Origin of the sequence: Nocardioides alcanivorans, assembly GCF_021555175.1 — a bacterium.
Lineage (GTDB): Bacteria > Actinomycetota > Actinomycetes > Propionibacteriales > Nocardioidaceae > Nocardioides > Nocardioides alcanivorans.
In genome coordinates this window covers 128029-144507 of the sequence record NZ_JAKGRW010000019.1, presented here as the reverse complement: position 1 = coordinate 144507, position 16479 = coordinate 128029, and the positions used below count along the sequence as shown (strand labels likewise).

The following is a 16479-nucleotide window of genomic DNA, read 5'->3' as shown; positions in this document are numbered from 1 at the left end:
CCGGCGGCCGATTCCTCAGGTGAGGACGCGGACCGCCGCGGGAAGGGTCGGGCTGCCCGGTGGGTCCTCGCGAAGGATGTAGCGGATCATGACGATTCCCTCCTGGTGACCGTAGGGGTCGAGCCAGTTGAACGGCTGGGGTTCGCCACCGATTCGCACGGTGAAACTGCCGTCTTCGTTGGGCTGCAACTGAGCGGCGTTGAGATTGGTGACGTGATCGCGATACTCCAGCGCCTCGAACCAGCGGTTCTGTAGCTGGATCGAAACATAGGCTGCGGGAGGTGGCTGGAAGGTGACCTCGAGGGCGCTGGCCTCCCGAAGGTCCCACCAACCGCCAAGGTAGGTCTGCGTCGTCGCGCCGTAGAAGAAGTCGAACGACGGATCGTCCGGAAGCCAAGCTTCGGTGATCTGGTTGGGATGCATGCGAAGTGCGTCGACCAGCGCGTCGATGCGGGGCTGCACGAGCTCGATGCCGCGTGCTACGAGGGCAACGCGTCGGGCGATGGTCTTCTCGTCCACCGCCGGTCGAGGAGGCACGGACTCGCCCAGGAGCTCCACGAAGAAGGTGGGTGATACCTCCTGCTCGGGCTGGTAGCTGTAGTGGCGGAAGTAGACCTCGCCGCAATCCGGGTCCAGGGTGAGCCCGGGCCGGCCTCGGAGATCGCCAGCGAGGAAGAACTCGTAGTTCCCTTCCGCGTCGCACATCTCGTCGGTCACGACCAGGGTTCCGGCCACCTTCGCCTCGGTGTAGCGGTGCACCTGTGCAGAGACCAGCGGAGCGTCGCCGCGGCGGCCCCAGACGCGGTACTCGCGCCTGAGTTGCACAGATTTAGTGTGTCACTTTGTCGATGATCTGCTGGGCGTCGGCGGGGATCTGGGGTTGAGCGACGAGGTGCTGTCCAGCGATGTCGATGGTGATCTCTTGCAGCGGGCGTAGCGTCTGGACGATCTTCTTGATGCTGACCCCGCTGCGTTGTTGCAGGTGACGGGCCATGGCCAGGGCGGTGAATACGACTGTCAAGTGGGCCTCGATCGCGTCGCGAGTGCGCACGAACATCGGCCGCGCTCGTAGGTCGGTCTTGGACATCCGGAACGACTGCTCGACCTGCCACAGCGCGTGGTAGCTGCCGATCATCTCACCCGACGCCATGAGGTCGGCGGGGATGTTGGTGACGTATCCCTTCAACCCCACCAGCCTGCGGGCCCGGGCCAGGGGGTCTCGTCGAGTTCAGCAGCACCGTTGCGGGTCTTGACGAACCGTGGCGTCCGGGCGGTCTTCTCGCCGGCCACGACGGCCTTCGCGCGTTCTTCTTGCAACGTCAGGGTCCGGTTGTCGCGCACGGCCCGCTTCTGCGAGTAGGCCCACACCGCACGCCACGACCCGCAGTGTTGTGTGCGGTCCCACACGGGTTCGGCCTTGATCATCGGGTTGCTCGCGGCGTCCTTGTGATGCCCGCTGCGTGGGGTCAGGGTGTCGATGACCTGCCCATCGGCGAACGAGTCACCGTGCCAACGGAAGTGGGACTCCAGATCCTTCGGCGCCTTCGTCACCCGCGATCCCACGATGAACCTCAAGCCTGCCTCGTCCAGGTCGCGCAGATTCGACGCGGACAACATCCCCGCATCCGCCACGACGACCATGTCCGCCAACCCGTGACGGTCTTGGAACTGCTTCACGATCGGGATGATCGTGGCCGTCTCGGCCTTGTTCCCCTCGTAGCAGCCGATCTCGAGGGGGAACCCGTTGCGGTCGACCAGTAGCCCGACCACGATCTGGGGATCGACACGTCGTTCCTTGGAGTAGCCGACCTTGCGGAGGTCGTCTTCCTTCTCGGCCTCGAAATACAGCGTGGTGACGTCGTAGAGCACCAGCGACACATCACCGTGGGTCGCCGCGTGAGCGAAGCACGCGGTCGCGATCTGGTCACGGTAACCGCGTTCACCGCAGCGCTTGAGCGTGGCGGCGTAGGTGTTGCGGTGGGCCGGGGTCAGGCCCAACTCACCGATGACGCGAGCGGCGTCGCTCAGCGAGGTCGGCTCGACGAGTCGCGCCACGACAAGATGGAAGAACGCCTCGTCAGCGATGACGTCGAAACCCAGCGTGCGCCACCCAGCCTGGAGCGTGTCGACCAGCAATTGCGAGCGCTTGGAATGCACGATCGCCGGCCCCGCTGGGCGGGGCGTAGTCGGCTCCAGACCCAGGTCCAGGGTCCCTTGGCCCTCCTCGATCTTCGCGCGCCCGATCACCATCAACGCGGCCACCTCGGCATCAGTGTGCGCCGAGCCAAGATGCTCAACCACGACATCGCGGCGGTTCTCCCGACGAGCGATCTGGACCGCTATCGCCCCAGAACCCGTCTTCACCTTCCGCACAAACACGCCGCTTAGTGTGTCACTTCACCCGCACCCGAGCCGCTGACCAGCACAAACACAACGCAGACCCCGAAATCAGCCCCGACCTGTGCAAGTCAGGCCAGACGCGGTACTCGCGCTCAGGCGCGATCCGCGTCATGTAGTAGCGGCAGTCCGCCGAGTTCCCGTAGAGCGTGCGGACCGGGGTGTTCGCCAAGGTCACCTCGGGGCGGTAGGGGTCGTTGTACTCGATCAGGTACTCCGACAGGTGGCCGAGATATCGCAGGCCGTGCCGGATCCCCTCGGCCCGGTCGACGGAGTGGTCGCTGCGTGCGACCCACCTCCCGAACCCGGCGAGGCTGCTCAAGAGTTCGTCCCAGGACGACATGAGGTGCTCGGTCGTGCGGTCATCGATTGATCGTGCGGTAGACATGGTTCCTTCCTTGGCGGTTGCCAGAGCGGTTGCCGGTCGAATGCGGAATTACGCTGATTCGTTCAATAGATCAATGCGGCGATCGCGAGCGCTGCCAGTATCTCCGCGATATTGGCGATGCCCTGATATTTTCTTTCGCGGGCGACATCGATCATCATCATGATGCAACCCTGAACTTCTGCTTGGGCTTCTTGATGTCCTCGGTCCGGATGCAAGATCATGAAGAGGTGCACCCACTCCCGCACGTACTCACGCTGGCCGCGCATGAGCTGCTCGGTGGTCTCACCGAGGTTCCGGATCTCGGTGACCAACGTGTCGGCGACATCGGATCGCCGGATGGCGAAGTCGGCGAAGACCCTCAAGAGTTCCTGCAGTGCTCCGCGTTCGTCGGTGGCACTGGCGAGGATGTCATCCATCGTCATGTGCAGGTAACCGTTGCCCCGCAGCAGGACCGTCTCGAGGATGTCGGCCTTGCTGTCGATGTGGTTGTACAGGCTTGAGGTGGAGAGCCCGACGCTCGCGGCGATGTCCTCCAGTCGGGTGCCGGCATACGTCTGTTCCCGGAAGATCTGCAGGGCTGCCTGGATGATCAGCTCCCGCTTGGAGCTCGGCTTCAGGCCCCGGCCCACCGGCCGCGGTTGAGCTTCGACGGCCGGGGGCAGCGGCACGTCCAGGATCCGTCGCGCGAGACCTTCGAGCGTGGCACGGAAGGCCTCGGGAGGTGGGTTCACACCGTGGAACGCCGGGCTCAGCAGAGCGCTGAGTGCGGCACCCGCCCGGAGCTCGCTGATCAGGTCGGACTCACCGGACGGGATGGCGGCGGCGAACCGACGTCGGGTCGCCTGCAAGTGGGAGGCGAAAGGCTGGAACTCCTCCGGTGTGAGGTGCCGTGCCTCTCGCTCCCACAGCAGCGGAGCCTCCCTGTTGCTGACCGCGAACTCGGCGATCGCGGCGAGCCCGTGATCAACCGACTCCGCGCCGGCCACTGCGTCGATGGCAGTGTCGAGCTTGGCGAGCTCGGATTCGATCACCGCACAGAGAAGCTCTGACTTTCCAGCGAAGTGCCGATAAAGAGCCGAGGCCCCGATGCCGACATCCGCAGCGATATCTCCCATCATGACGTTTTCGAAACCATGCTTGGAGAAGCGCTCGCGCGCGGCCGCCAGGATAAGTTCGCGACGGTTGCGCGGTCTTGTACGCACGGATGTCATTGCTTTCCTTCTCTGTTGGAACTGATTCTCATCGGGTTCCTCGGCGTTCAGGAGCGATCGCCGGAAAACGGGCTCGCGATCAGATTTCTCTGGAGATGATCTCCTTCATTATTTCATTGGTCCCTCCGTAGATGCGCGATGCGCGTGAGTCGATGAAGGCTCGCGCGATCGGGTACTCGGCCATGAAGCCATACCCACCGTGCAGTTGCACGCATGCGTCGACGGCGCGCCCTTGGAGGTCCGTCGCCCAGTACTTCGCCTTCGCGGCGTCCACGGCGGACAGTCTTCCGGCGTTGTGCTCGATGATGCAGCGGTCGACGTATGTCTGGGTGATCTCCACCTCGGTCAACAGTTCGGCCAGCCGGAAGCGCGTCGCCTGGAAGTCCATGACCGGCTTCTTGAAGACGGTCCGGGTCTTGACGTAGTCGATGGTCCAACCGAGCGCGGCCACCGCGCCGGCGACGCCGCCCACCGCCAGAGCCAGCCGTTCCTGCGGAAGGTTGCGGGTGAGGCTGAAGAAGCCCGAGCCCTCGTCCCCGAGCCGGTTCGCGACGGGGACCCTCGCGTCGTCGAAGACCAGTTCGGCAGTGTCCTGCGCATGCTGGCCGACCTTCTCCAATGCGCGGCCGCGTTCGAAGCCGGGGGTGCCGCGTTCGACCACGATCAGGCTCAGACCTCGGTGCGGGTCGTCGCCGGTGCGCGCCGCCACGATCACCAAGTCCGCGTTGATACCGTTGGTGATGAACGTCTTGGTGCCCCTGATGACGTAATGGTCACCGTCGCGTGCGGCTCTGGTGCTGATCCCGGCAAGGTCCGAGCCGGTTCCCGGCTCGGTCATCGCAATGGCGGCGATCGTCGTCCCCGACGCGACTCCGGGAAGCCAGCGGGCACGCTGCTCGTCGGTGGTCAGATCGATCAGATAGGGCAGCGCCACGTCCGCCTGGAGCGAGAGCCCGATCAGGGCGGGTGCCACACCGGCGTACGCCGCTTCCTCCACGAGGATCGCGTTGTAGCGGTAGTCGCTGACACCGGCTCCGTCGAACTCCGCGGGCACGGCGGCGAAGGCGCCGAGGTCGCCCGCTTGGGAGAACAGCTCCCGCGGGACGATCCGGTTCTTCTCCCACTCGGAGTAGAACGGGCTGACCCTGCGTCCGATGAACTCCCTGACGCTCTCTCGATAGGCCTCGTGCTCAGACTCGAAGATGGTCCGTTCCATCCTCCACCTCACGCCGTGAACCCACCGCTGCAGACCAAGGTCTGTGCGGAGACGTAGTCGGACTCGGGGAGGCAGAGCAGATAGACCGCACCGGCTGCCTCGGCGGGTGTGCCCGCGCGACCCAGCGGAATCTGGCGGGCCATCGCGTCGAGCAGGTCGGGGTTGACGCCGACGTGCAGTTCCCTGCCCTCGATATCGATCGTGGCGTCACCGTCGGCCGGTGCCTCCGTGAGCCGGGTCCTGATCAGCCCGAAAGCCACGGTGTTGACCGTCACGTTCATCCGTCCCCACTCCTTGGCCAGTGCCTTGGTGAGACCGGTGACGCCCGCCTTGGCGGCCGCATAGTTGGCTTGACCGGCGTTGCCGCTGAGACCGGCGATGGAGGAGATGTTGACGACCTTGCGACAGGGGATCGGATCACCGGCCGCCCGTGCTGTCTTGACCGCCGTGGAGATGACCGGCTGGGCTGCCCGAAGGATGCGGAACGGAGCACGCAGATGGACGTCGAGGATCGCGTCCCATTGATCGTCGGTCATCTTCTGGATCACCGAGTCCCAGGTGTAGCCGGCGTTGTTGACGATGATGTCGAGGCCACCGAAGTTGTCCACGGCTGCTTGGACGAAGCGGTCGGCGAAGGCGGCGTCGGTGACGTTGCCCGGCACGGCGACGGCGGTCCCGCCGGCCGAACGGATGGCATCGACGGTCTGCTGCGCTGGCTCGGGGTCGAGGTCGTTGACGACGACGGAAGCCCCGTTGGCCGCGAGCTTCATGGCGATCTCGCGGCCGATCCCTCGACCCGAGCCGCTGACGATGGCGGACTTGCCGCTGAGGTTGGGCATCTTCATTGCTCCGTTTTCTCGTTGCTGGGAAGGGTGACGACGGCCTGGCCGCGCAGGGTGACGGTCCCGTCGGGGAGCTGGACCGTGATCTCGAGGGTTGCCGACTCGTCGTCCCGTGCCGTGACCGTGCCGGTGCACGTCGGCTCCGCGAGGACTGGGGTGATGGCGGCGAATCGGACCTCGAACGACCTGATCTGCTGCTGGGGGACCCACTGGGTCAGCAGTCGGCCGAGGTAGGCCATGTTGAGCATGCCGTGCGCGAACACGTCGTCGAAGCCAGCTGCGCGCGCGAAGTCGAGGTCGATGTGGATCGGGTTGTGGTCTCCACTGGCACCGGCGAACAGGGCCAGTGTCGTACGCGTGATCGGCGGGACCACGAGCGCGGGCAGAGCGGTGCCGATGCGTACGTCGGCTGGACTCAGCTGGATGCTCATGCCGCCACCGGATTCTGTATGACGACCGTGCCGGCCACGGTCGCGATCGGCTCGTTGCCGCGCGTGATCTCGGACCTCCTGGTCAGGAGTTCCATCGCACCGCCTCGCTTGCTCACCACGTCGGTGATCCGCTCCGTGAGCCGCAGCGTGTCACCGGCGTGGGCCATCGCGTGGTAGTCGAACCGCTGTTCTCCGTGCAGGATCCTGCTCAGGTCGATGCCGAGTCGCGTCAGGTAGCCGAACGGCTCCGGCGCCTCCAACGACAGGCTGAAGAAGAAGGTCGGAGGGACCGGAAGATCGGGGTGGCCTGCGGACCTGGCACGTTCCACATCCGTGTAGATCGGGTCACTCTCGCCGATGGCAGCCGCGAACGCCCGCAAGCGCCCGCGTTCGACGGTCACCTCGAAGGTGGGGAGGTCGAGCGCGCGAGCACGTTCGAGGTCGATCGCCATCAGCTCACCCGCTCGTACAGGGTGACGACGGCGGCGCCACCGATGCCGATGTTGTGCTGCAGCGCCAGGCGCGCGCCCTCGACCTGGCGCTTGTCGGCCTCTCCGCGGAGTTGCCAGGTCAGCTCTGCGCACTGTGCGAGTCCGGTGGCCCCGAGTGGGTGTCCCTTGGAGAGGAGTCCCCCCGAGGGGTTGGTCACGACCCGGCCGCCGTAGGTGTTGTCGCCCTCCCGTACGAACTTCTCCGCGGTGCCCTCAGGCGTCAGCCGGAGCGCCTCATAGCTGAGCACCTCGTTGGTGCTGAAGCAGTCGTGCAGTTCGACGACGTCGATCTCCTCCGGGCTGACTCCCGCTTGCTCGTAGACGGCGTCGGCAGCGCGCCTGCTCATGCCGTAGCCGACCAGGCTGATCATGTCGGTGAAGGTGTCGCTCTGGTCCGTGGTCATTGCCTGCCCAGAGATCGCCACGTCGGTCCGCATTCCGTGTCGCCGGGCGAACTCTTCGCTGACGACGATCGCGGCAGCTGCGCCGCAGGTCGGGGGGCAGCACTGCAGCCGGGTCAGCGGGCCGAAGATGCTCGGAGACGCCAGGACCTCCTCGAGGGTGACCGGATCACGGAAGACCGCGAACGGGTTGTGCCGTGCGTGCTGTCGGGCCTTCACCGAGACCATGGCGAAGACCTCCGGATCCATGCCGTACGTCGTGGCGTACTCGGCGCCGGCGCCCCCGAAGAGCTGCGCGGCGAACGGGGCATCGCTCGGTCCCTGCTGGGCGGCGGCCAACTCGAGGAAGTCGGCGAATGGGCTCGGGCGATCCGGCCACTTCACGGTGAGCGCGCCGCGCTCCATTTGCTCGAAGCCGAAGGCCAACACGCAGTCGGCGGCGCCGCTGGCCACGGCCTGACGTGCCAACCAGAGGGCCGACGAGCCAGTGGAGCAGTTGTTGTTGACGTTCACCACCGGGATCCCGGTCATGCCGACCCCGTAGAGGGCACGCTGGCCGCTGGTCGAGTCGCCGTAGACGAATCCTGCGTATGCCTGCTGAATCTGGTTGACATCAATCCCCGCATCGCTGAGCGCGGCCCTGACGGCACTCCCGGCCATCGCGTCGTAGGGCTCGGCTCGGCTGGGGGTCGCGAAGGGGACCATCCCCACTCCGCTGACGTAGACGCGTCGCATGGCGTCGCTTCCTTCCTTCGATTCCGACGGAACTTCGATACGCACCGTCGTTCACTTTTACTGTGACATATGCCTTGACTTACGCGCAACAACGATGCCAAAGTTGCCTTCATCACACGCATGACAGTTCACAAATGGAGCGAGAACAGATGTCCACTACAGCGACCGGCGTGCCGCCGACGGATCGACGAACTGCGGAGGTGAGTCCCATGGAGACCAGTGCCGGGCTGGAGTCTCGAGCGAAGAGAAGGTCCCGAGCGCGGCGACGCGGTCCTCGACGGTGGGTCGTGCTCGGTGCCCAACTCCTGGTCGGCCTGGTGCTGCTCGGCATCTGGCACCTTGCCGCGACCAAGCAATGGGTGGAACCGGTCCTTGCCAAGTCGCCCGAGCAGTCGTGGGACTACCTCCGCCTCGCCTGGGAGTCAGGTGAGCTCTGGAGCAACACCAGGGCCACCATGACCGCGGTGCTGATCGCCTGGGTGCTGGCCGGAGGCGCTGGCGTTCTGGTGGGTGTCGCCCTGGGACTGTTGCCGACGATCGAGCGGATCGTGGCGCCGTACTTCGACGCCGCCAATGCGATGCCTCGACTCGCGCTCGCGCCGCTGTTCATCGTTGCCTTCGGTGTCAGCACGGCCGCGAAGGTCGCGCTCGCGGTCACCTTGGTCTTCTTCGTCGTCTGCTCGAGCGCCAGAGCCGGGGTGAAGTCGACCGATGACGAGTGGCTGCGGTTGGCCACGGTGATGGATGCCAGCAAGATCCAGGTCTTCTGGCGAATCCTGCTTCCCGTAGCGGTGCCGGGGATCTTTGCCGGTCTCCGCCTCGGCCTGATCTATTCGCTGCTCGGTGTCGTCGGCTCGGAACTGATCGCCGCCACGGACGGGCTCGGGCAGTTGATCGCGCTCTACTCGGCGCAGTTCCGTATGGAGCGGGTCTACGCGATCTTGATCCTGCTGGCCGTCCTCGCCGTGATCCTGAACCAGGTGATGTCCCTCGTCGAGCGCTATCTGCTTCGGTGGCAGGCGCCGTCCCAGCGTTGAGAAGGAGACAACAAATGACCAGCACCATGAACAGTCCTGTCCGTGAGCACGCCATAGCGCTGCACGGCGTACGCGTCGAGTTCGATACGCCTCAGGGCGACACCAACACGATCATCGAGAAGCTCGATCTGAGCGTTCCGCGAGGCCAGTTCGTCGCCCTGATCGGTCGCAGCGGTTGCGGCAAGACGACCCTCCTCAACATGGTCGCCGGCCTTGTGTCGCCGACGTCGGGTGAGGCCCAGGTCCTGAGTGGCCCGCCCGTCAAGGCCCGCAAGCACATCGGGTTCATGATGGCGCGCGACGCGCTGCTGCCCTGGCGCAGCGCGCGCAAGAACGTCGAGTACGGCCTGGAGCTGCGCGGGGTGTCGCGTCGGCAGCGCCGTGAGATCGCGACGCGCTGGCTCGATGCGGTCCACATGGCCCACGCCGAGCGGATGTGGCCATGGCAGCTGTCGCAGGGGATGCGGCAACGCGTGGCCCTGGCCCGGACCTGGGCGCTCGATCCCGAGATCATCTTGATGGACGAGCCGTTCGCCGCTCTGGATGCGCACACACGCGTCTCCGTACAGCTGGAGTTCCTCAACCTGTGGCAGGAGCAGGCGAGCACCGTCGTCTTCGTGACCCACGACATCACCGAGGCAATCAGCTTGGCGGATCGAGTCGTCCTGCTCGGCGACGGCCGGATCCTCGATGACGTCATGGTCGACATCCCGCGACCGCGCGACTTGGAGAGTCTGCGCGTCGATCACCGGTTCACCGAGCTCTACGACCGCCTGCAGCGGCGACTCAACCAGCTCCCCGATACTCACGACCCCGCTGCGCCCACCCGAGAAGAAGAGAACTGACATGAAGAAGAGCGTCCTCCGAATCGCTTCCCTCCTCACGACCGCCGCACTGGCCCTGACGGCCTGTGGATCCGGTGACGACGAATCCTCCGAGCCGCTCGACTCCGTGTCGATCGGCGTCTTCCCCGGCAGCGTGCTCTCCCTGCCCGCCTACATCGGCGATCGGGAGGGCCTCTTCGACAAGCACGGCGTCGACGTCTCCTTCGTCGAGGGCAAGTCGGGGCCCGAGATCCTCAGCGCGTTGATCGGCGGAAGCACCGACGTCGCGGTGATGGCCGGTTCAGTCCTGATCTCCGCACTTCAGCAGGGGCAGGACGTGCGGTCGATCCCGCTCTTCGCGGGGATCGACATGACGATCGCGGCGACTCCGGGCAGTGGCATCACTGACCTCGAGAGCCTCCTCGGGAAGAAGATCTCCATCACCGCACGCGGCGGTGCAGGGGAGATGTTCGTCCACGAACTGTTGCGCGAGAACGGACTCGACCCTTCCGATGTCGAGTACGTCGCGGCGGGTCCGCTGGCCAACCAGATCCCGCTGTTGCGAAAGGGCGATGCCGACGCGGTCGTACTCGGCTACACCAGCCAGGCGGTCTTCGAGAGCGAAGGCATCGACCTGGTCACCATCGCCGACCCGAGGGACGGGACGGCGGGCCAGGTGGCGGAGTACGGCGTCGGGTCACTGTGGGTGACCAACGGCAAGCAGGCGGGCCGGATGAGCAAGGTCTGCGCAGCCTTCAAGGACATCCAGGCGTGGATCGCCGACCCGGCCAACGCCGAGGAGGGCGCCAAGCTGCTTGCCGAGATCACCGGTGTCCCGGAGGAGCACGCTGCCCAACTGTGGACGGACGAGGCACAAGAGCTCTGGCGCACCGAGGTGAGCGACGAGGAGTGGAAGGACAACGTCGCGTGGGTCAACAGCAGCACCGACTCCGACGGCAAGGACGTCGCGCCCACGAGCGCCTGCGAATGAGGCGATCGACAATCGAGAGGTCAAGGAGATGACGACCGTGGACATGCTTCCACTCGAAGGCGTCAGGGTGCTTGAGATCGGCCAGCTCCTGGCGATCCCTGGAGCCGGCCAGCAGCTGGTCGAACTCGGTGCCGACGTGATCAAGCTGGAGCCGCCCGGCGGTGAGGTGGCACGCAGGACCGACGCCGCCTATGCCGTGGCGATCCTGCGCAGCTACAACCGTGGCAAGAGGTCGGTGCAACTCGACCTCAAGGACCCAGACGACCACCAGGTCGCCCGGGACCTGGTGGCCACGTGCGACGTGGTGCTGCACAACATGCGACCAGGCACCCTGGAACGGCTCGGGTTCGAACACCAGCAACTCACCGAGATCCGCCCGGACATCATCTCGGTCTCGGTCAGCGGCTTCGGTCCGGAAGGCCCCTCCGCGACCAGGCCCGGCTTGGACATCGCTGCGCAGGCCGAGAGCGGCCTGATGTCGGTGACCGGCGAGGCCGACCGCGATCCGCAGCGGGTCGGTGCTCCGATCATCGACCACACCACCACATATCTCGTCACCCAGGCAGTGCTCGCCGCATTGCTGCGGCGCGCTCGCTTCGGTGTCGGGACGGAGGTGCGGGTGCCCCTGCTCGATGTCGCGATCCACCTGCAGACGTGCAACTGGACCGAGCAGCAGATCACCGGGCAGATGATGTCGCGTTGCGGGAACGGTCAGCCGAGCGCTGCGCCGGCAGCAGACGTCATCCACGCCGCAGACGGTCCGATCGTGGTGAGTGGCTACCAGGACCACGCCTGGGCCCGGCTGTGCGAGGCGGCCGGACGGCCCGAGCTCGTCGACGACCCGCGCTTCGCCGACAACCCGAGTCGGGTCGCGAACCGTGCCGAGCTCATGAGCACGCTGAGTGAGGCGCTACAAGGCCGTTCTGCTGCCGAGACGGTGGACCAGTTGGCAGCAGCCGGGGTCGTTGCCGCCGTCGTACGTAGCTATGACCAGGTCCTTCGTGCCGAGGACGTCATCGCCAACGGCGTCTTCACCTCGGCGCGGACGGCAGCGGGGGAGGAGTACGTCGTGCCCTCGCTTCCCTATCGCGCGGATCCGCCGCTCTGGCGAACCCCGGGCCCGGTGCCCGAGGCAGGCGAGAACGATGCCGAGATCCGAGCAGAGGCGAGCCGCGGGCGTCCGATCGCTCACGGCTCCCGTTGACCACACCCGCCAGAAACCACAGGAAGGCCACGACATGACAGTGGACCCCCGTACGTCGACCAGCGCGTCGGCAACCTCGCCCACCCGAACGGACCTCCGGGAGGCATGGTCGCAACTGGGCGAGAGCCTCATGGACTTCGGAGACTGGGCGCTGGACTGCGACAGCGAGCTCGACCGTGCTGAAGGCGTCCGGCATGCGCTGAGATACCTCGGCCACCTGACCGAGTCCCTCATCGAGCGCAACGACCCGATGCGACCCGAGGTGCTGCTGGTGCAGACCCCCATCCGGAAGTTCTTCGGAGACGCCGTCGACTGCAACTACTACATGGCGAAGATCTCCGGAACCGAGGAGTACCGGGTGTACGGCCGACGTGGCACGACGCCGTTCTTCTCCGCGCAGCTGCATCGCAACCGCGGTGGAGCGCGGGTGGCCGAGACGATGGTCATCACCCCCGACATGTGTACGGCCGATGGCGACTACGAGTTCTATCTGGCGCAGGACCTGAACGGGCGGCCCGGGATGGTCCTGGACGACCACTGTGGCGAGCTGCTCCTGCGCGACTACGGCAAGGTGGGTGATGACGAGCAGCGGCCCACGATCGAGATCGAACGCCTCGGTGCCCCGGTCGGGCCCCGGCCCGAGTTGACCGAAGCCACGCTCGCGCACCGCGTCGCGCTCAGCGCCAAGGCGCTCCGGCTGAGTAGGAAGTGGCTGGATGCACTGGTCGAGAAGCTGCGCGCCACCCCGAACCAGCTCGACCACCGGTGGGGTGCGGACGACCCGGCCTTCAGCTTCTTCTACGGCACCCCGACCAATCACTACATCGCCGCTTGGTATGACCTCGACGAGGCCAAGGCGATCGAGATCACGCTGAAGCCACCGCCGGCGGAGTATGTGGGCATCGACCTCTACAACCGCTGGTTCGAGTCGCTCGAGGCCCGCGATCGCCAGGTGCACCTCAACGATGCGTACCTGGTGCCGAACGCTGACGGCAGCATCACCGTGCGCATCAGCGTCGAGCAGCAGGAGGGCAATTGGCTCGATCCCTGCGGTCATCTGGAGGGCATCGTGCTCATCAGGTACATCCAGCACGACCAGTCGGGCGAGCTGCCGGTGCCCACTCTCGAGGTGATCCGGTGAGCTGGGACTTCGAGACGCCATCGGAGTTCCAGGCGGAACTCGACTGGGTCGATCGGTTCGTGCGCGAGGAGGTGGAGCCGCTGGACCACCTCGTCCGCCATGCCTGGGACGTGCGGGACCCGGTACGCAATGCCCTGATCAAGCCGTTGCAGCAGCAGGTGCGGGACCGTGGCCTCTGGGCATGCCATCTTGGGCCGGAGCTGGGCGGGCAGGGGTACGGGCAGGTCAAGCTGGCGCTGCTCAACGAGATCCTCGGCCGCACCCACTGCGGACAGGTGGTCTTCGGAGCTCAGGCCCCGGATTCGGGAAACAGCGAGATCCTGGCGCACTACGGAACTCCGGAACTCAAGGAGCGCTACCTTGCCCCGTTGCTGTCGGGGGAGATCGTGTCGGCGTACTCGATGACCGAGCCGCAGGGCGGGAGCGATCCCACCGCGATCATGACCCGCGCGGTCCTCGACGGCGACGAGTGGGTGATCGATGGTGAGAAGTGGTTCTCCTCGCACGCGAGCTTCGCGTCGTTCCAGATCGTGCTCGCGGTCACCGACCCGCAGGCGGCGCCTCACGAACGGACCTCGATGTTCGTCGTCCCTGCGGACGCGCCCGGGATCGAGATCGTCCGCGACGTCAACGTGTGGGGACATGACGAGGAGCAGGCGTCCCACGCCTATGTGCGCTTCCGGTCCGTCCGCATTCCGCGGGACCACCTGCTCGGCGAGCGGGGACGCGGCTTCGCCGTCGCCCAGACGCGGCTCGGCGGGGCCGGATCCACCATGCGATGCGCACGGTGGGCCTGGTCGGGGCGAGCCTGGACATGATGCTCGAACGCGCCGTCTCCCGGCAGACACGGGGTGGTCGCCTCGGTGATCTCCAGCTCGTCCAGGAGATGATCGCCGACTCGTGGATCCAGCTCCAGCAGTTCCGGCTCCTGGTGCTGCAGACGGCATGGAAGATCGACCGCTACAACGACTACAAGCGCGTGATCGCCGACATCTCCGCCGTGAAGGCTGCCATGCCGAAGGTGCTGGCCGACGTCGCGGGGCGGGCGATCCAGGTCCACGGCTCCTTGGGCATCTCCACCGAGATGCCGTTCGGTCGGTGGGTGATGGAGAGTTTCCACATGGGGCTGGCCGACGGAGCCACCGAGGTGCACAAGGTGCAGGTCGCGAAGCAGCTCATGCGCACGGTCGAGGCGAATCCCGAACTCTTCCCGAGCGGCCACCTACCTGCGGTTCGGGCCGCGGCGCGGGAGAAGTACGCCGACGTGATCGCGCAGTGCGAGCCCGCAGGGGCTGTCGGATGAACGACTTCACGGGCCGGATCGTGGTCGTCACGGGTGGGAGTCGTGGCTTGGGTCGGGCCTTGGCGCTCGCCTATGCGGCGGCGGGAGCCACCGTGGTCGTGGCGAGCCGAAGGCAGGAGGCCTGCGATGCGGTGGTCGCGGAGATCGCCGCCAACCATGGCACCGCGGCACTGGCGGTCGCCTGTCATGTCGGACATTGGGGGAGTGCGACCGACTGGTCGAGCGGGTGATCGCGGAGTTCGGGCGAATCGACGTGTTGGTCAACAACGCTGGCATGTCGCCGCTCTACCCCTCCTTCGTCGACGTCAGCGAGGAGCTCTTCGACAAGGTGATGCACGTGAACCTCAAGGGTGCCTGGCGGCTGAGCGTGCTCGCCGGTGAGCACCAGAGGGCGCGCGGAGCTGGCGTGATCCTCAACATCACCAGTGCGGCGGCGGTGCAGCCATCGGCGCGGGAGCTGCCGTACGCCGTCGCCAAGGCGGGCCTCAACACACTGACGGTGGGACTGGCGCACGCTCTGGGCCCGGAGGTCCGGGTCAATGCCATCATGCCCGGCGTCTTCGAGAGTGACATCACCGATGGTTGGTCTGAGGAGCAGCTCGCCGAGCTGTCCGACTCAGGTCTCCCGCTGGGGCGCATCGGCAGGCAGGAGGAGATCGTCGCGGCGGCCCTGCATCTGACGAGTGACGCGGCGAGCTACACCACGGGGGCGATCCTGAAGATCGACGGTGGTCTGACCTGGGCGCCCGCATGAATGCACTCGACGCGGATGCATTGCCAGAGGCGGATCGAGCCCGCATCGAGAGCTGGCTCCGGGCCCAGGGTGTCACCGTTGGCCTGGGGCCGGCCAGACTCCTGGCGGGAGGCTCCCAGAACGTAGTCGTCGCGGTGCAGTTCCAGGGCCGCGAAGTCGTGCTGCGTCGTCCGCCGGTCCATCCGCGGCCGACGAGCAACCGGGCGCTCCAGCGGGAGATGACGGTGCTGGCGGCACTGGCCGGGAGCGATGTCCCTCATCCCAAGCTGTTGTGGGCATGTCCTGATCCGGAGATCCTCGGTGGCGACGTCTTCTACCTCATGGAGCTCGTCGACGGCTTCAACCCGAGTGTCGAGTCCAGCGCTGCCTACATCGGCGATCCTGCCCGGCAGCGGTCGATGGGCCTCGCGGTCGCCGCCGCACTCGGCCGCCTCGCTCGAGTCGACGCCGAGGCCACAGGACTCGGGTCGCTGGGGAGACCGGGGTTCCTGGCGCGGCAGGTCCCGCAGTGGACGGCAGTTGCCGAGGGGTATCAGGCCGTCGTGGGCTACCGGGCTGACGAGTTGCCCCATCTCGCCGAGGTGGGCAGGTGGTTGCAAGCCCATCGCCCCGAGGAGGTGTCACCGGCCATCCTCCACGGCGACTATCAGCTCGCGAACGTGCTGCTGCACCACGACCGACCCGAGGTGGCGGCGATCATCGACTGGGAGATGGCGACGGTCGGGGACCCACTGCTCGACCTGGGCTGGCTTCTCGTCTGTTGGCCGGGTGGTGATCCAGAGCCGATCGAGCAGGTTCCCGGAAGCCTCGCCGGAAGCAAGGACCTGGCGACGCGAAGCGAGCTGATCGCTGCCTACGGCGAGGCTTCCGGGCGAGATCTGAGTGCGATCGACTGGTATGTGGCGATGGCTGGCTTCAAGCTCGGAATTCTTCTCGATGGGACGTGGGCTCGGTGTCTCGCGGGCAAGGCAGATCGATCGACCGGCGAACGCCTGCATCATGCGGCTGTTGGACTGCTCGACGCTGCACACCGCATAGCTTCGGGCAGGTGGAGCCTGCGCGATCTGGCCTGAGCTACCGGACCAGCCCGGCCTCGCCGCGGTGAGGGAGCCC

16 protein-coding genes and 3 pseudogenes are annotated in these 16479 nt (G+C 66.4%); 9 read left to right on the top strand and 10 right to left on the bottom strand.

Annotated features, from left to right (window positions below; all coding sequences use genetic code 11):
- Positions 1 to 15: 15 nt before the first annotated feature.
- The 10 genes and pseudogenes from L1066_RS11040 to L1066_RS10995 all read right to left on the bottom strand — a co-directional run bounded on the left by L1066_RS11040 (position 16) and on the right by L1066_RS10995 (position 8112).
- Entirely contained in the window at positions 16 to 825 is an 810-nt protein-coding gene (locus L1066_RS11040) for a hypothetical protein (RefSeq protein ID WP_235736372.1), read from the bottom strand.
- A gap of 4 nt (positions 826 to 829) precedes the next feature.
- A pseudogene (locus L1066_RS11030) lies at positions 830 to 2379 on the bottom strand (IS1634 family transposase).
- Between the two features lie 13 nt (positions 2380 to 2392).
- Positions 2393 to 2785 (bottom strand): hypothetical protein, encoded by a 393-nt coding sequence (locus L1066_RS11025; RefSeq protein ID WP_235736369.1) that lies wholly within the window; start codon positions 2783 to 2785, stop codon positions 2393 to 2395.
- Positions 2786 to 2847: 62 nt separating this feature from the next.
- On the bottom strand, positions 2848 to 3816 hold the full coding sequence (locus tag L1066_RS11020) for a TetR/AcrR family transcriptional regulator (protein WP_235736368.1): 969 nt from the start codon (positions 3814 to 3816) through the stop codon (positions 2848 to 2850).
- Positions 3817 to 3828: 12 nt separating this feature from the next.
- Positions 3829 to 3996, bottom strand: a pseudogene (locus L1066_RS27650) (TetR/AcrR family transcriptional regulator); the annotation flags it as partial.
- A 79-nt stretch (positions 3997 to 4075) separates the two neighbouring features.
- Positions 4076 to 5212, bottom strand: a complete 1137-nt coding sequence (locus L1066_RS11015) for an acyl-CoA dehydrogenase family protein (RefSeq protein ID WP_235736367.1) — start codon at positions 5210 to 5212, stop codon at positions 4076 to 4078.
- Between the two features lie 8 nt (positions 5213 to 5220).
- Entirely contained in the window at positions 5221 to 6057 is an 837-nt protein-coding gene (locus L1066_RS11010; RefSeq protein WP_235736366.1) for an SDR family NAD(P)-dependent oxidoreductase, read from the bottom strand.
- Positions 6054 to 6485: a MaoC/PaaZ C-terminal domain-containing protein gene (locus tag L1066_RS11005; protein WP_235736365.1), complete on the bottom strand. Its 432-nt coding sequence runs from the start codon at positions 6483 to 6485 to the stop codon at positions 6054 to 6056. The genes L1066_RS11010 and L1066_RS11005 overlap by 4 nt, the downstream gene beginning before the upstream one ends.
- On the bottom strand, positions 6482 to 6937 hold the full coding sequence (locus L1066_RS11000; protein ID WP_235736364.1) for a MaoC family dehydratase N-terminal domain-containing protein: 456 nt from the start codon (positions 6935 to 6937) through the stop codon (positions 6482 to 6484). Before L1066_RS11000 ends, L1066_RS11005 begins: the two co-directional genes overlap by 4 nt.
- Entirely contained in the window at positions 6937 to 8112 is a 1176-nt protein-coding gene (locus tag L1066_RS10995; RefSeq protein WP_235736363.1) for a lipid-transfer protein, read from the bottom strand. Before L1066_RS10995 ends, L1066_RS11000 begins: the two co-directional genes overlap by 1 nt.
- Before the next feature lie 209 nt (positions 8113 to 8321).
- Between L1066_RS10995 and L1066_RS10990 the strand changes: the two genes are divergently transcribed.
- From L1066_RS10990 to L1066_RS10945, 9 genes and pseudogenes are all read left to right on the top strand, one after another.
- Positions 8322 to 9149, top strand: coding sequence for an ABC transporter permease (locus L1066_RS10990; protein WP_235736362.1), 828 nt, complete (start codon positions 8322 to 8324; stop codon positions 9147 to 9149).
- A 14-nt stretch (positions 9150 to 9163) separates the two neighbouring features.
- Entirely contained in the window at positions 9164 to 9994 is an 831-nt protein-coding gene (locus L1066_RS10985; protein WP_235736361.1) for an ABC transporter ATP-binding protein, read from the top strand.
- A 1-nt stretch (position 9995) separates the two neighbouring features.
- On the top strand, positions 9996 to 10964 hold the full coding sequence (locus L1066_RS10980) for an ABC transporter substrate-binding protein (protein WP_235736360.1): 969 nt from the start codon (positions 9996 to 9998) through the stop codon (positions 10962 to 10964).
- Positions 10965 to 10992: 28 nt separating this feature from the next.
- Entirely contained in the window at positions 10993 to 12168 is a 1176-nt protein-coding gene (locus tag L1066_RS10975; protein WP_235736359.1) for a CaiB/BaiF CoA transferase family protein, read from the top strand.
- Between the two features lie 34 nt (positions 12169 to 12202).
- Positions 12203 to 13309 (top strand): DUF1214 domain-containing protein, encoded by a 1107-nt coding sequence (locus tag L1066_RS10970; RefSeq protein ID WP_235736358.1) that lies wholly within the window; start codon positions 12203 to 12205, stop codon positions 13307 to 13309.
- Entirely contained in the window at positions 13306 to 14127 is an 822-nt protein-coding gene (locus tag L1066_RS10965) for an acyl-CoA dehydrogenase family protein (RefSeq protein WP_235736357.1), read from the top strand. The genes L1066_RS10970 and L1066_RS10965 overlap by 4 nt, the downstream gene beginning before the upstream one ends.
- Positions 14124 to 14612, top strand: coding sequence for an acyl-CoA dehydrogenase family protein (locus L1066_RS10960; RefSeq protein ID WP_235736356.1), 489 nt, complete (start codon positions 14124 to 14126; stop codon positions 14610 to 14612). Before L1066_RS10965 ends, L1066_RS10960 begins: the two co-directional genes overlap by 4 nt.
- Positions 14609 to 15366, top strand: a pseudogene (locus tag L1066_RS10950) (SDR family NAD(P)-dependent oxidoreductase). The gene L1066_RS10960 and the pseudogene L1066_RS10950 overlap by 4 nt, the downstream one beginning before the upstream one ends.
- Positions 15363 to 16439 carry a phosphotransferase family protein gene (locus L1066_RS10945; protein WP_235736353.1) on the top strand — a complete coding sequence of 359 codons (1077 nt, stop codon included), beginning with the start codon at positions 15363 to 15365 and terminating at the stop codon, positions 16437 to 16439. Before L1066_RS10950 ends, L1066_RS10945 begins: the two are co-directional and overlap by 4 nt.
- The last annotated feature ends 40 nt before the right edge of the window (positions 16440 to 16479 follow it).